This is a genomic window from Nocardioides sp. (assembly GCF_024509035.1).
GTDB lineage: Bacteria > Actinomycetota > Actinomycetes > Propionibacteriales > Nocardioidaceae > Nocardioides.
Genome location: NZ_JANINT010000256.1, coordinates 1 through 13,958, shown reverse-complemented (window position 1 = coordinate 13,958; position 13,958 = coordinate 1). Strand labels below are relative to the sequence as shown.

The 13,958-nt window shown below is 71.0% G+C and carries 13 protein-coding genes; 4 read left to right on the top strand and 9 right to left on the bottom strand.

From position 1 onward, the window contains the following. The first annotated feature begins 139 nt into the window (after positions 1 to 139). Entirely contained in the window at positions 140 to 1,333 is a 1,194-nt protein-coding gene (tuf, locus tag Q0L15_RS17650) for an elongation factor Tu (RefSeq protein WP_296605763.1), read from the top strand. A 131-nt stretch (positions 1,334 to 1,464) separates the two neighbouring features. Here the strand turns inward: tuf and Q0L15_RS17645 are convergent, their stop codons facing one another. The 3 genes from Q0L15_RS17645 to Q0L15_RS17635 form a co-directional block, all read right to left on the bottom strand. Further along, positions 1,465 to 1,863, bottom strand: coding sequence for a GyrI-like domain-containing protein (locus tag Q0L15_RS17645; RefSeq protein ID WP_366939595.1), 399 nt, complete (start codon positions 1,861 to 1,863; stop codon positions 1,465 to 1,467). A 171-nt stretch (positions 1,864 to 2,034) separates the two neighbouring features. Continuing rightward, positions 2,035 to 3,378: an aspartate aminotransferase family protein gene (locus Q0L15_RS17640; RefSeq protein WP_296605762.1), complete on the bottom strand. Its 1,344-nt coding sequence runs from the start codon at positions 3,376 to 3,378 to the stop codon at positions 2,035 to 2,037. A 36-nt stretch (positions 3,379 to 3,414) separates the two neighbouring features. Then, positions 3,415 to 3,900: a GyrI-like domain-containing protein gene (locus Q0L15_RS17635; protein ID WP_296605761.1), complete on the bottom strand. Its 486-nt coding sequence runs from the start codon at positions 3,898 to 3,900 to the stop codon at positions 3,415 to 3,417. Between the two features lie 145 nt (positions 3,901 to 4,045). Between Q0L15_RS17635 and trmB the strand changes: the two genes are divergently transcribed. After that, positions 4,046 to 4,792: a tRNA (guanosine(46)-N7)-methyltransferase TrmB gene (gene trmB / locus Q0L15_RS17630; RefSeq protein ID WP_296605760.1), complete on the top strand. Its 747-nt coding sequence runs from the start codon at positions 4,046 to 4,048 to the stop codon at positions 4,790 to 4,792. 150 nt (positions 4,793 to 4,942) lie between these two features. On the opposite strand, the gene Q0L15_RS17625 is transcribed toward trmB, so the two are convergent. Further along, positions 4,943 to 5,959: a LacI family DNA-binding transcriptional regulator gene (locus Q0L15_RS17625; RefSeq protein WP_296605759.1), complete on the bottom strand. Its 1,017-nt coding sequence runs from the start codon at positions 5,957 to 5,959 to the stop codon at positions 4,943 to 4,945. A gap of 47 nt (positions 5,960 to 6,006) precedes the next feature. Here Q0L15_RS17625 and Q0L15_RS17620 point away from each other — a divergent pair, with 47 nt between their 5' ends. Next, complete coding sequence (locus Q0L15_RS17620) at positions 6,007 to 7,374, top strand: GH1 family beta-glucosidase (RefSeq protein WP_296605758.1); 1,368 nt, start codon at positions 6,007 to 6,009, stop codon at positions 7,372 to 7,374. A gap of 58 nt (positions 7,375 to 7,432) precedes the next feature. Here the strand turns inward: Q0L15_RS17620 and Q0L15_RS17615 are convergent, their stop codons facing one another. The 4 genes from Q0L15_RS17615 to Q0L15_RS17600 all read right to left on the bottom strand — a co-directional run bounded on the left by Q0L15_RS17615 (position 7,433) and on the right by Q0L15_RS17600 (position 12,060). After that, the gene (locus Q0L15_RS17615) at positions 7,433 to 8,362 is read right to left on the bottom strand and encodes a carbohydrate ABC transporter permease (protein WP_296605757.1); all 930 of its coding nucleotides are present in this window, start codon (positions 8,360 to 8,362) and stop codon (positions 7,433 to 7,435) included. Then, complete coding sequence (locus Q0L15_RS17610) at positions 8,359 to 9,321, bottom strand: carbohydrate ABC transporter permease (RefSeq protein ID WP_296605756.1); 963 nt, start codon at positions 9,319 to 9,321, stop codon at positions 8,359 to 8,361. The genes Q0L15_RS17615 and Q0L15_RS17610 overlap by 4 nt, the downstream gene beginning before the upstream one ends. Positions 9,322 to 9,514: 193 nt before the next feature. Then, positions 9,515 to 10,843: an ABC transporter substrate-binding protein gene (locus tag Q0L15_RS17605; protein WP_296605755.1), complete on the bottom strand. Its 1,329-nt coding sequence runs from the start codon at positions 10,841 to 10,843 to the stop codon at positions 9,515 to 9,517. A 407-nt stretch (positions 10,844 to 11,250) separates the two neighbouring features. Beyond that, positions 11,251 to 12,060, bottom strand: a complete 810-nt coding sequence (locus tag Q0L15_RS17600) for an RDD family protein (protein ID WP_296605754.1) — start codon at positions 12,058 to 12,060, stop codon at positions 11,251 to 11,253. A 40-nt stretch (positions 12,061 to 12,100) separates the two neighbouring features. On the opposite strand from Q0L15_RS17600, the gene Q0L15_RS17595 reads away from it, so the two are divergent. Next, on the top strand, positions 12,101 to 13,096 hold the full coding sequence (locus Q0L15_RS17595; protein ID WP_296605753.1) for a stage II sporulation protein M: 996 nt from the start codon (positions 12,101 to 12,103) through the stop codon (positions 13,094 to 13,096). A gap of 32 nt (positions 13,097 to 13,128) precedes the next feature. On the opposite strand, the gene Q0L15_RS17590 is transcribed toward Q0L15_RS17595, so the two are convergent. Beyond that, positions 13,129 to 13,958, bottom strand: an 830-nt coding sequence (locus Q0L15_RS17590) for a DUF58 domain-containing protein (protein WP_296605752.1), incomplete at its 5' end; no start/stop codon positions are given.

Genomic DNA, 13,958 nt, shown 5'->3' with positions numbered 1-13,958 from the left:
TCGACTCGTACGCCGAGGTTCCCACGAACATCGCCGACGAGATCATCAAGAAGGTGCGCGGCGAGTAGTCGCGGCGGACCCTCGGCACCACCCCCAGCAAGTACGAGTCAAGTAACAACCCAACCAGGAGGAGCCCACAGTGGCTAAGGCGAAGTTCGAGCGGACCAAGCCGCACGTCAACATCGGCACCATCGGTCACATCGACCATGGCAAGACGACGCTCACCGCGGCGATCACCAAGGTGCTGCACGACAAGTACCCGGACCTGAACCCCTTCACGCCGTTCGACGAGATCGACAAGGCCCCTGAGGAGCGTCAGCGCGGTATCACCATCTCGATCGCGCACGTCGAGTACCAGACCGAGTCGCGCCACTACGCGCACGTCGACTGCCCCGGTCACGCCGACTACATCAAGAACATGATCACCGGCGCGGCGCAGATGGACGGCGCGATCCTCGTGGTCGCCGCCACCGACGGCCCGATGCCGCAGACCCGCGAGCACGTGCTGCTCGCTCGCCAGGTCGGCGTGCCCGCCCTGGTCGTCGCGCTCAACAAGTGCGACATGGTGGACGACGAGGAGCTCATCGAGCTCGTCGAGATGGAGGTGCGCGAGCTCCTCTCCGAGTACGAGTTCCCGGGCGACGACATCCCGGTCGTGCGCGTGGCGGCCTTCCCGGCCCTCAACGGCGACGCCAAGTGGGGCGAGTCGATCATCGAGCTGATGAACGCGGTCGACGAGGCCATCCCGACCCCCGAGCGTGAGACGGACAAGCCGTTCCTCATGCCCGTCGAGGACGTCTTCACCATCACCGGTCGCGGCACCGTGATCACGGGCCGCATCGAGCGCGGCATCATCAAGGTCGGCGAGGAGGTCGAGATCGTCGGCATCCGGGAGGGCTCGCAGAAGTCCACCGTCACCGGCGTCGAGATGTTCCGCAAGCTGCTCGACGAGGGCCAGGCCGGTGAGAACGTCGGTCTGCTGCTTCGTGGCACCAAGCGCGAGGACGTCGAGCGCGGCATGGTCGTCATCAAGCCGGGCACCACGACCCCGCACACCAACTTCGAGGCCTCGGTCTACATCCTCTCGAAGGAGGAGGGCGGCCGCCACACGCCGTTCTTCAACAACTACCGTCCGCAGTTCTACTTCCGGACCACGGACGTGACCGGCGTCGTGACCCTCCCCGAGGGCACGGAGATGGTCATGCCGGGCGACAACACCGAGATGTCGGTCGAGCTCATCCAGCCGATCGCCATGGACGAGGGTCTGCGCTTCGCGATCCGCGAGGGCGGCCGCACCGTCGGCGCCGGCCGGGTCACCAAGATCACGAAGTGATCGCCTGACTCACAGTGAGGGCCCCGTCAGCCGCGAGAGCGGCTGGCGGGGCCCTTCGCTGTGAGCCAGGCATCCTGCGCCGACTCGGCCCTGCTGAGACGTGCAGACGCGCCGAGTCGGCATCCCTGGCGTCACACGTGGGCGTGGGGCGGGTCCTGCAGCGGCCAGGAGATCCGGGTGCGGGTCTCCTGCGGCGTGGTGTCCGGGCCGGTGAGGTACTCCTCCCACATCTCGCTCTCGTCGACGGTGCAGCCCTGTTCGGCCGCCGCCTCCCGCAGTGCCTCGTAGGCGGCCGGCAGGTGGTCGTAGGGGCCGACGTGCACCCCGGTCACGACCTGGCACCGCGGCAGGTCCAGGGGTACCACCGTGCCGTCCCCCTCGTACGGCTCCTCGACGACGAACCCGACCGACGCGGTCAGGCCGTCGGGCCGGATCTCGTAGAACCCGATCGCCGGCCCGCTGGGGGAGACCCCCTCCTGTGCCAGGTGTGCGGCGACCGTGCCGAACGCCTGGCCGACGAGCTCAGCGATCGAGGCCGGATCGACCTCGAAACCGGGTGACCGCCGCGTGGCGTCCCCGTTCCTCTGTGATCTGCGCCCTCATCACGCCCTCCTCTCCTTCCCCACGCTAGGAGGCGGCCGGCGCGGTGGGCAGGGAAGAAGGTGCCGTGCGGTCCAGGCAGAAAGCCCCGGTGGCCCGGCTCACCCCACCAGGGCGTCAAGCGCCTCGGAGAACACCGCGGTGTGCCGGTCGACGTCGGCCGGCGTGTGGGCGGGCGAGAACAGCGCCATGTTGTGGAACGGCGTGAGCAGGACGCCGCGGTTGAGGCACCACAGGTGGAGGAGGCCCTCGAGCTCCTCGTCCACCGCTGCGGCCGCGGCGGCGCCGTCCCGCGGGGGTGGGCAGAACCAGTACTCCGCCCGGCAGCCCAGGCGCTGGACGTGCCAGGGCAGCTCGTGCTCGGCGATGACGCCGGCGACCCCGGTGGCGAAGCGCTCGGCCAGTGGCACCGCGACCGCGAAGTCCTCCTCGCGCAGGCAGGTCGAGAGCGTGGCGCGGATCGCGGCGAGCGCGAGGGCGTTGCCGGTGAGGGTGCCGCCCACGCCGGCGACGTCGATCTCGTGGCCGACCATCGGCCCGGTGAGACGCTCCGCCACCTCGGCGCTCATGCCGTACGCCGCACACGGCACCCCGCCGCCGATGGGCTTGCCGACCACCACCAGGTCGGGCTCGAGGCCCCAGGCGGCGGTGGCCCCGCCGGGCCCGGTGCACAGCGTGTGGGTCTCGTCGATGACCAGCAGCACACCGTGGCGCCGGGTGATCGCGCGGACGGCGTCGAGGTAGCCCGGCTCGGGGAGGACGATCCCGATGTTGGTCAGTGCCGGCTCCATCAGCAGGCAGGCGACGTCGCCCACCGCGAGCCGCCGGTCGAGCGCCTCGGCGTCGTTGAACGGCACGACGGCGGTCGTCTCCGCGACCGGCACCTGCGGTCCGAGCGCGCCGGGTCGAGGCACGACCCGGTCGCCGTCGAGGATCGCCAGGGTCTCGTCGACGGTCCCGTGGTAGCACCAGTCCATCACCGCGACCCGAGGCCGCCCGGTGAGGTGGCGGGCGAAGCGCAGCACGAACCGGTTGGCGTCGGTCGCCGACATCGCCAGCTGCCACGTCGGGAGCCCGAACCGGCTCGCGAGCTCCTCGCCCACCCACACCGCGTCCTCGGACGGCAGCATCGTGGTGATCCCGCTGCGTGCTCGCGCCGCGATGGCGTCGGCCACCTGGGGGAGGGCGTGGCCCGTCATCGCGCCGGTGTCGCCCAGGCACAGGTCGACGTACTCCCGACCGTCGACGTCCACGAGCCGGGCCCCCGAGGCGGACTCGAAGAACAGCGGGAAGCTCCCGGGCCAGCGCGTCATCCAGGGCATCGGGACGCCCGCGAGCAACGGTCCGCGGGCCCGCGCCGCCAGCTCGGCCGAGCGGGGGTGGGTCGCGGAGAAGCGCTCCTCCTCGGCGGCTCTCAGGTCTGCAAGACGGGCGCGATCCAGCACGCGCTCAAACTAGTGGTTGAGCGGCGCCCACGTGGCTCAATGCACCGAGGCGAAGACGTTCGCGTGGGTGACCGGCCAGCACACACGGGTGTGGACCTGATCGGGGTCGACCTCGTGGGAGGAGAGGTACTCCTCCCACATGGCGCCCTGGTCGAGCACGAGGTGGTGGCGCGCCGCGTGGTCCTGCAGCTCGGCGTACGCCTCTCCGAGGCGGTCGTAGGGGCCGATGTGCACCGTCGAGATGACGCGGCTCGCGGGCAGGCGCTGCAGCTCCACGACGCCGTCGCCCTCGAAGGCCTCGTCGACCACGAAGCCGGCGGAGACGAGGAACCGGCCGTTGTCCTGCTTGACGTAGTAGCCGACGGCAGGGCCGGTGATCGGCACCCGGACCTTCGCGAGGTAGCGCGCGACGACGCCGAAGGACGCCGCCATGACCTCGTCGATGTCCTCGTGCTCCCAGGGGAACGTGGTGACTGCGATCCGGCGCCCGGCCTCGTGGCCATCGCCGATGGTGTGGTTCATTCCGACCTCCGTTGTCCTCAACACCGACGCTATGAAGGTCGCGGGAGCCTCAACAGGGTCGAAGGGCACGGTTGGACAGGACGGCTGTCCGCCCACGCAGGACCGTCCGTCCGTGTCGCAGGAGCCGTGGGCGATGATGGGTCCCATGCCCGACCATGCCGCCGAGGGGGCCGCCCCGGGAGCGCGTCCCGCCCGTCCGCACCACAAGCTCACCGAGGACGGCCGTCGGATGCGCGAGGTCCTCAGCTACTCGCGGCGCGGGACGCGGTTCACGCCGCGACAGCAGGAGGCCTGGGACGCCTACGCCGAGCGGTGGTGGGTGCCCGACGAGGCGGTCGACGACCCCGCGTTCTCGTTGGCCGGCTGCTTCGGCCGTACGGCGCCGCTCATCGTCGAGATCGGCCCGGGCATCGGGGAGTCGACGGCCGCGCTCGCCGCGAGCCGCCCTGACCACGACGTGGTCGCGATCGAGGTCTGGCGGCCTGGTGTGGCCGACACGCTCGGCCGGGTCGGAGCCGCGGGGCTGACGAACGTCCGGCTCCTCAGCGTCGACGCGGTGTGGTCGATGGAGCACCTGGTCGGTCCGGACAGCCTCGCGGCGCTGTGGACCTTCTTCCCGGACCCGTGGCACAAGACGCGGCACCACAAGCGCCGCCTGGTCACGCCGGCCTTCGCCCACCTGGCCGCGACCCGCCTCGCGCCCGGCGCCGAGTGGCGGCTGGCGACCGACTGGGCCGACTACGCCGACCAGATGGTCGAGGTGCTCGACGCCGAGCCGCTGCTCGCGGGCGGCGTCGTCGAGCGGTGGGACGAGCGGCCGGTGACGAAGTTCGAGCGCAAGGGCCTCGCCGCCGGTCGGGCGATCACCGACCTGGCCTACGTGCGCGCCTAGGGCCTGGTGATCACGTCTCGGTCGAGCTGAGCGTCGTCAGGTGCGTGCGCTGGCAAGGCGCCGTCGCGAGGGCATACCGGGTCGTCTGTCGAGCGGCGGCAACGCAGCCGGCGCGCGTGCATGGCGGCGGTCAGCCGACCACGGACGTGATCAACAGGCCCTGGGGTTCAGCGGCCCGGTCGTGGTGCGCACCACGAGCTGGGTCGGCAGGAGGATCTGCTCGGGCTTCCACTCGGGGTGGGAGAGGGCACGCAGCACCTGCTGGGCGGCCACGCGGCCCTGCTCGTGCGCCGGCTGGGCCACGGTCGTCAGGTCGAAGAACCCCGCCATCTCGTGGTCGTCGATGCCGATGACCGAGAGATCCTCCGGCACCCGCAGGCCGAGCTCGCGAGCGGCGCGGATGACACCGATCGCCATCTCGTCCGACGCCGCGAAGATCGCGCTCGGCGGGTCGGTCCGCTCCAGCAGCTCGCGACCCGCGCGCATCCCGCCCGCGAAGGTGAACTCGCCGTTGGCCTCCAGGGCCGGGTCGGCGGCGAGCCCGGCGCCGAGCAACGCGTCGCGGTAGCCGGCCAGCCGCGCGGTGGGTGCGGTGAAGTCGAGCACCCCCTCGGTGGCGCCGCCGACGTACCCGATGCGGCGGTGCCCGAGCCCGAGCAGGTGCTCCATGGCGGTCGCGGCGGCCAGGTGGTCGTCGATGCGCACCGTCGCCCAGCCGGGCAGGTCCGCGCCGACGATCGTCACCGGTCGGCCGAGCTGCTGCAGGCGGCGCAGCTCCTCGGAGCTCGGCTTGAGGCTGAGCACCAGCACGGCGTCGACCCGCTTGGTGAGCAGGCTGGTCTCGAAGACCCGGTGCCGGGCCGACGCATCGCCGGCCAGGTTGTAGAGCAGCAGGTCGTAGCCACGCTCGCGCAGGACCTCCTCGGCGCCCTGGACGACCGCGGCGAAGAACCAGCGGGTCACGAAGGGGACGATCACCGCGACCGTCCGGGTCTGGCCGCTGGCCAGGCCCGCGGCGCTGGGGGAGGGCACGTAGCCCAGGCGGCGCGCGGTCTCCTGGACACGGCTGCGGGTCTCGTCCGAGACGCCCGGGAGGCCGCGCAGGGCGCGCGAGACCGTCGCGGTCGACATCTCGACCTCGCGGGCGACGTCCTTGATGCCCGTCACAGCGGGAGCGCTCCCACTTTACCGGTCCAGGCACTAGCATGGGCGCCATGAGCCTGCACCTCCCCGACGGAAGCACCCTCGCGTACGGCGCCGCCACGGCGTCCTACCAGATCGAGGGGGCGAGCACGGAGGACGGTCGCGGCCCCTCCATCTGGGACACCTTCACCACCCGACCCGGAGCGATCCGCGACGGCTCGGACGGGTCGGTGGCCTGCGACTCCTACCACCGCTACGAGGAGGACGCCGACCTGCTCGCGGGCCTCGGGGTCGGGTGGTACCGCTTCTCGCTGTCCTGGTCGCGCATCCTCCCCGAGGGCACCGGACGGGTCGAGACCCGTGGCCTCGACTACTACGACCGCCTGGTCGACGCGCTGCTGGCCCGCGGCGTCTCGCCGACGGCCACGCTCTACCACTGGGACCTTCCGCAGGCCCTGGAGGACCGTGGCGGCTGGCTCGAGCGCTCGACGACCGAGGCCTTCGCCGACTACGCGATGATCGTCCACGAGCGCCTGGGCGACCGGGTCGGCGTGTGGGCCACCCACAACGAGCCGTGGTGTGCGGCCTACCTCGGCTACGCCGCGGGCATCCACGCCCCCGGTCGCCGTGAGGGCGGACGGGCGCACGTCGCCGCCCACCACCTGGTGCTCAGCCACGCGCTCGCGGCCCAGCGGCTGCACGAGGCCGGCGTGACCGCGGTCGGCATGGCGCTCAACCTGGCGCCGTTCTGGCCGGAGACCCCGGAGGCCGAGGCGGCCGCGGACGGCATCGACGCGATCCGCAACCGGATCTGGCTCGACCCGCTGGTCGACGGCGCCTACGACGAGGGCCTGCTCGCGGTCGCGCCCGAGCTCGCCGACCCGACCGTCGTCCGTGACGGCGACCTCGAGCTGGCTCGCGGGTCGGCCGACTGGATCGGCATCAACTACTACACGCCGTTCCGCCCGGCCGTGCCCGACCCGAGCATCCCGGTGCACCACGAGCTCGACGCCTACCCGGGCGCCGCCCCCGTCTCGATCGTCGTGCGCGAGCCGCGCACGGCCATCGGCTGGGAGGTCGAGGCGCGCGGTCTCGAGGAGCTCCTCGTCGAGACCTACGAGCGCACCGGACTGCCGCTCGTGGTCACCGAGAACGGTGCGGCGTACGCCGACGACCGCTTCGTCGACGGCGACTCCGGCGTCGTCGACGACCAGGACCGCATCGCCTACCTGCGCGACCACATCGCCGCGACCGAGCGGGCGCGGGAGGCCGGCGCGGACGTGCGCGCGTACATCCTCTGGACCCTGCTCGACAACTTCGAGTGGGCGGAGGGCTACACCAAGACGTTCGGCATCGTGCATGTCGACCCCGCGGACCAGACGCGGACGCCCAAGGCGTCCTACCAGTGGTTCGCCCAGCACATCGCCGGGGCCGGCTGACCAGCTCCTGGTCCTCCGGGCCCCGGCGTGCACGGGTGTTCCTCGGCTAGCCGGGTGGCTAGCCCTTGACGCTTCCGGCGAGCAGCCCGCGGACGAAGTACCGCTGGAGCGACAAGAAGACGATCAGCGGGACGATCAGCGAGACGAAGGCACCGGCCGACAGCAGGAACCAGTCGTTGCCGCGGGTGCCGGACAGCTCGGCGAGCCGCACGGTCAGCGGCGAGACCTCGAGGCTGCCGCCGCCGAAGACCAGGGCGACGAGCAGGTCGTTCCAGACCCAGAGGAACTGGAAGATGCCGAACGCGGCGATGGCGGGCGCCATCAGCGGCAGCATGATCCGGGTGAAGATCTGCACGTGCGCGGCACCGTCGACGCGTGCCGACTCGATCAGCTCACCGGGGATCTGGCTCATGAAGTTGTGCAGCAGGTAGATCGCCAGCGGCAGCGCGAAGATCGAGTGCGAGAGCCAGATCGTGTAGAAGCCGCCGCCGAAGGAGTCGGGACCGGTCACGCCGGCCTTGTTGTAGAGCGTGAGCAGCGGGATCATCGTGACCTGGATCGGCACGATCTGGAGCGCGAAGATCGCGACGAACAAGAAGTCGCGGCCCGGGAACTTCATCCAGGCGAACGCGTAGGCCGCCATCACCGCGATGCTGATCGGGATCAGCACCGAGGGGATCGTGATCACCATCGAGTTGATGAAGTACGTCCCCAGGTTGGTGTCGCTGCCGTTGAGGACCTGGTCGTAGTTGTCCAGCGTCCAGCCGCCGTTCCAGGCGGCCGTCCACCAGCCGCTCGTGGTGATCGCGCTCTCGGGCCGGAACGAGGTGACCAGCAGGCCGAAGGTCGGGATCGTCCAGAGCACGGCGATGACGATCGCCGCCAGCGAGGCCCACGGCGAGCTGAGCGCGCGCTTGGCGGTCGCGGTCACGGGCTCCTGGGCGACGACGGCCTCGACGCCCTTCTCGTCGGGAATGGCGGTGGTCATCGTGCCTCCAGCTTGCGCATCTGACGGACGTTGTAGATGACGATCGGCATCACCAGCAGGAAGATCAGTGAGGCGATCGCCGTGGCCAGGCCCTGGTCGTAGGAGTTGAAGTACTCCCGATAGAACTGGTAGGCCAGCACGCTGGTGTCGAAGTTGCCGCCGGTCATGGTGCGCACGATGTCGAAGGCCTTCAGCGTCGTGATGCTGATCGTGGTGAGCACGACGATGAGCGAGGGCCGGATGCTCGGCACGGTGATGTAGCGGAACATCTTCATCCCGCCGACGCCGTCGAGGCGGGCGGCCTCGATGATGTCCTCGGGGATCGCCTTGATCGAGGCGGACAGGATCGTCATCGCGAACCCGGCCTGCACCCAGATCATCACGATGATCAAGAACACCGTGTTCCACGGGTCGTTGAGGATGAACTTGTAGGTGTCGAAGCCGAGACCCTTGATGATCGCGTTGGCGATGCCGATCTGGGTGTTGCTGGAGTCGCGGTAGTCGTAGACGAACTTCCAGATGATCGAGGCGCCCACGAGCGAGATCGCCATCGGCAGGAAGACCAGCGCCTTCGCGAACTTCTCGAAGCGGGAGCGGTCGACGAGCACGGCGTACACGAGCCCGATGAAGGTGGACATGATCGGGACCAGGATCACCCAGGCCGCGGTGTTGCGCAGCACCAGGAGCTGGGTGGAGTCGGTGAAGATCGTCTGGTAGTTGTCGAGCCCGACCATGGCCTGGCCGGTGCGGTCGTGGAACGACTGCCAGATGGTCTTGACGGCCGGGTAGAGCAGGCCGAGGCAGATCAGGGCGATGGCCGGCAGCACGAACGCCGCCGACTGGATCAGCTCACCCCGGCGGGACCGGAGTCGCTGGGTCACGAGCAGGATGACCGCGACGACGGCGAAGAACACCGCGATCGCGATCAGCATCTGGATGAACTTCTCACCTGTGGACATACAGGCACTCCCGATGGACTCAGGCCGGCCGAACGGCGGCTCGGCGGTCGGTGGGCGGCGAGATCAGTGGATCAGGGAACGGTGGAGATGCGCCGAGCCGCGGCACCCGCCGCTGGGGCAGGTGCCGCGGCCGTGGCAGTGAGGCAGGAACGGGTCCTCCCCGCCGGTCAGCGACCGACGGGGAGGAGGTCCGTCACGGCCAGGACTTCTCGATGTTGTCGAGCGCGTCCTGGGTGCTCTCGCCGGTGATCCAGTTCGTCATTTCCTTCCAGAACGAACCGGCGCCGACCGCACCCGGCATCATGTCGGAACCGTCGAAGCGGAAGACCGCGTCGGGGTTCTGCAGGATCTCACCGGAGAGCTGGTCGACCGGGCTCGCCAGGTTGGCGATGTCCAGGCCGGTGTTGGCGCTGACCCAGCCACCGTTCGGGGTGGCCTTGGCCTTCTCGTTGGCCCACTGGTCGCTCGAGAGGTAGGTCTGGAAGGCCTGGACCTCGGGAGCGTCCGAGAACGCCGCGACGAACTCGCCACCGCCGAGGACGGGGCTGCCGAACTCGTCACCCATCGGGGGCAGGTAGAAGGCGAACACGTCGCCGTTCTCCGACACGTCGGTGCCCTCGGGCCAGTTGGCGGCGTAGAAGCTCGCCTGGCGGTGCAGGGCGCACTTGCCGTCGAGGATCGGCAGGCCGCCGTCCTGGAACGCGGTCGTGGCGATCGAGCTGACGTCGCCGATGCCGCCGTTGACGTACTTGTCGTTCTTCAGGATCGCGCCGACGTTGTCGAGGCTCTCGACGACCTGGGGGTCGTTGAACGGGATCTCGTGGGCGACCCACTGGTCGTAGACGTCCGGGCCGACCGAGCGCAGCAGGACGTCCTCGAGCCAGTCGGTGGCCGGCCAGCCGGTGGCCTCACCGGACTCGATGCCCGCGCACCACGGCTTGATGCCGGTGGCCGCGATCTTGTCGGACAGGGCGAGCATGTCGTCCCACGTGGTCGGGATCTCCCAGCCGTTGTCGGCGAACATCTTCGGGGAGTACCAGACGAACGACTTCACGTTCGCGCCCAGGGGGGCGGCGTAGAGCTTGCCGTCGACGCTGCCGTAGGAGCGCCAGTCCTCGCCGAACCACTTGTCGACGTTGTCGGACACGGTGCTGGGTGCCTCGACGACCTTGCCGGTGCCGACCAGGGTCTGCAGCAGGCCGGGCTGCGGGATGTAGGCGATGTCCGGCGGGTTGCCGGACTGGACGCGCACCTGCAGCTGGGTCTCGAACTCCTTGGAGCCCTCGTACTTGACGTCCGCCCCGGTGCAGTCCTCGAAGACCTTCCAGGAGTCGATGTGCGGCTTGTCCTCGGGCGCGACGATCGAGGTGTAGACCGTGACGTCCTTGCCGGACAGGTCACCGAACTGCGTGAGCTGGGCGCACTCCGCCTTGCCCTCGCCCGGCGACGTGCCGCCGGCCTTGTCGCTGCCGCCCTCGGAGTCGCTCCCGCCACAACCGGCGAGAACGAGTCCTGCGCTCACGAGAGTGGCAGCTACTGCCATCCCCCGGCGCGTGTTGCGTGTCCGCATGCGTGCTTCCTCTCTGCGTTGTCAGCAGGTCCGTCCTGGGTCCGCGTGCCCGACAACCCGCTCCGTCGGAAATGATGCAAACGTTTACGCTCCCCGCCGTCAAGGACGAGCCGTAACGTTTCTGTAACGTGCACCACTTTTCCGTGGGAACGCTCCCAAATCCGCTGAAAGTTCTCAGCCGGTTGCAGGGAGCAGGACGATCTCCATCGCTGCCGTCAACGGGATGTTGCCGGTACGGACCATCGTGGGTGGGGCATCCATCCGGCGCGAGGGACCAATGGCAGCAGAACTTGTTGACCTTCGGCCCGCGGGTGGTCACGGTTCGTGACCTGCCCGCGGCTCCGCGGCCCGACCGGGGGTCAGTGCCGCAGGGTGAGCCGGCGCCGCAGCTCCGACTCGCGCGCCAGCCGGGCGGCGTCGCGCTCCCGGCGGGCGGCGACGACCGCGGCCAGGAAGACCTCCGGCGGGGTGCCCGGCGGCGGGTCGGGAGCGACGTGCTCGCTGACCGCGGCGGCCAGCCGGGCGCCGACCGCGGCGCGGGAGGCAGGGTCGATCTGCGAGAGCCGCCCGAGGTACTGGCGCACCGCGAGCGCCAACCCGGTGGGGAGCGTGGCGAGGTCGGCGCGCGCAGCCCAGGAGGCCAGCTGGGGCGGCATCGGGGCCGGTCTCGGCAGCTGGAGGGCGACCCGCTCGCGCACGACGTACGTGCCCGCCGCGAAGTCGCCCAGTCGCTTGCCGCGGGCGCTGAGCAGGGCTGCGAAGAACGCCGGGCTGCCGGCGAAGGCGTAGATCTCCACGACCCCCACGAGCGCGCGGACGAAGGCGTGCTGGAAGGAGATGGGGCCCGCGTCGTCGCGGACGGTGCGCAGGCCGAAGGCCAGCTTCCCCAGCGTGCGGCCCCGGGTCAGCGTCTCGAGGGCGGCGGGGAACCCGACGAGCGCGACGATGATCGCTCCCAGGACGGCGACGTGGATGAGCGCGTCGTCGGCCTGCAGTGCCGCGATCACCAGGCCCAGGACGAGCGCGACCAGGAGCAGCGACGTCGCGAGCACGTCGACCAGGCCGGAGGCGATCCGGACCCCGAGCCCGGCGGGCGGCAGGTCGAGCGCGACCGCCTCGCCGGTGACGAGGTCGTCGGTGGTGAGCGTCGCGAGCTCGGGGGTCGCCATCGGGCTCAGTCTAGGAGGGGGCGACCCGTAAGGTCGGCTCGTGGACCTCGACGCGTACGTCGGCGCGCACGCGCCCGAGTGGCGCCGCCTCGAGGAGCTGACCCGCAAGTGCCGGCTCACCGGTGCGGAGGCCGACGAGCTGGTCGAGCGCTACCAGCAGGTCGCCACGCACCTCTCGGTCGTGCGCGGCTCGGCGCCCGACCCCACGGTGGTCGCGCACCTGTCGATGCTGCTGTCGCGCGCCCGCAACCGCGCGGTCGGAGCCCGGACCGGCACCTGGCACGGCGTACGCCTGTTCTTCACCGATCGCTTTCCCGCGGCGCTCTACCGGTTGCGGTGGTGGTGGCTCGGCACGCTGGCCGCCAACGTCGTCGTCACGGCCGTGATGATGTGGTGGCTGCTCGACCACCCCGCCGTCGAGCAGAGCCTGCTCTCGCCCGAGCAGGTCGACCAGCTGGTCGCCCACGACTTCGAGGACTACTACAGCGAGTACGCCGCCACCCACTTCGCCGCGCAGGTCTGGGTCAACAACGCGTGGGTCGCGGCGCTCTGCCTGGCCCTGGGTGTGCTGGGCGTGCCGATCGTCTACCTGCTGTTCCAGAACATCGCGAACCTGGCGATCATCGGCTCGATCATGATCCGTCACGACCACGGCGCCCACTTCTGGGGCCTGATCCTGCCCCACGGGATGCTGGAGCTGACCGCGGTCTTCGTCGCCGGGGGAGTCGGCCTGCGGCTGTTCTGGTCCTGGGTCGAGCCGGGCTCCCTGACCCGCGCGCAGTCGCTCGCCCACGAGGGCCGCACCGCAGGGACGGTCGCCCTCGGGCTGGTCGCGGTCCTGCTCGTCAGCGGCGTCATCGAGGCCTTCGTGACCCCGTCGGGGCTGCCGACCTGGGCGCGCGTGGGCATCGGCCTCCTGGCCGAGGCGGTGTTCTTCGCCTACGTGTTCGTGCTCGGCCGTGACGCCGTGCGCCGCGGCGCCACCGGCGACCTCGACGCCGCGCTGCTCGAGGACCGGGTCGCGGCGCAGGACTGACCCGGGGCTTCCTGGGCCGGGACCCAGCCAGCTCAGAGCAGCCCCCGCGACTTCAGCGACAGGTAGTGGTCGGCCAGCGCGGGCGGCAGCGCCTCGGCGTCGGCGTCGACCACGTCGACGCCGAGGGCCCGCAGCAACCGGGCGGTGTGCCGGCGGCGGTCGAGGACCTGCTCCGCGGCGGCGGCGTCGTACACCTCGTCGAGGGTCGCGCGGGTGGCGGCGAGCTCCTCCAGCGCGGGGTCGCGGACGGACGCGAGGACCACCCGGTGGTGCTGGGTCAGCGTGGGCAGCACGGGCAGCAGCCCCTCCTCGACGGCCGCCGGCTCGAGCGGGGTCAGCAGCACGACGAGGGCCCGCTGGCGGCCCAGGCCCGCCACGGCGCCGGCGAGCCCGCCCCAGTCGGCCTCCGCGATCACGGGCTCCAGGTCGGCCATCGCCTCCTGGAGCCGCGCGGCGACGTCGCGAGCGCCGGCTGCACGCAGCCGGGTGCGCACCCGGCGGTCGCCGGCGACGAAGTCCACCCGGTCGCCGGCGCGGGCGGCGAGTGCCGCGAGCAGCAGGGCGGCGTCCATCGCGGAGTCGAGACGGGGTACGTCGCCGACCCGGCCGGCCGAGGTCCGCGAGGTGTCCAGCACGATCACCACCCGGCGATCGCGCTCGGGCTGCCAGGTGCGCACCACGACGGTGCGTGTGCGAGCGCTCGCGCGCCAGTCGATCGAGCGGACGTCGTCGCCGCGGACGTACTCGCGCAGCGAGTCGAACTCCGTGCCCGACCCGCGCACGCGCACCGCCGCCCGCCCGTCGAGCTCGCGCAGCCGGGCCAGCCGGCTCGGCAGGTGCTTGCGGGACGCGAACGGCGGAA

What these genes read in the sequence shown, in the direction of transcription:
- Q0L15_RS17610 (WP_296605756.1), bottom strand. Translation starts at nt 9,321, where the DNA reads ATGTCCACAGGTGAGAAGTTCATCCAGATGCTGATCGCGATCGCGGTG.
- Q0L15_RS17600 (WP_296605754.1), bottom strand. Translation starts at nt 12,060, where the DNA reads ATGGCGACCCCCGAGCTCGCGACGCTCACCACCGACGACCTCGTCACC.
- Q0L15_RS17620 (WP_296605758.1), top strand. Translation starts at nt 6,007, where the DNA reads ATGAGCCTGCACCTCCCCGACGGAAGCACCCTCGCGTACGGCGCCGCC.
- trmB (WP_296605760.1), top strand. Translation starts at nt 4,046, where the DNA reads ATGCCCGACCATGCCGCCGAGGGGGCCGCCCCGGGAGCGCGTCCCGCC.
- Q0L15_RS17615 (WP_296605757.1), bottom strand. Translation starts at nt 8,362, where the DNA reads ATGACCACCGCCATTCCCGACGAGAAGGGCGTCGAGGCCGTCGTCGCC.
- Q0L15_RS17635 (WP_296605761.1), bottom strand. Translation starts at nt 3,900, where the DNA reads ATGAACCACACCATCGGCGATGGCCACGAGGCCGGGCGCCGGATCGCA.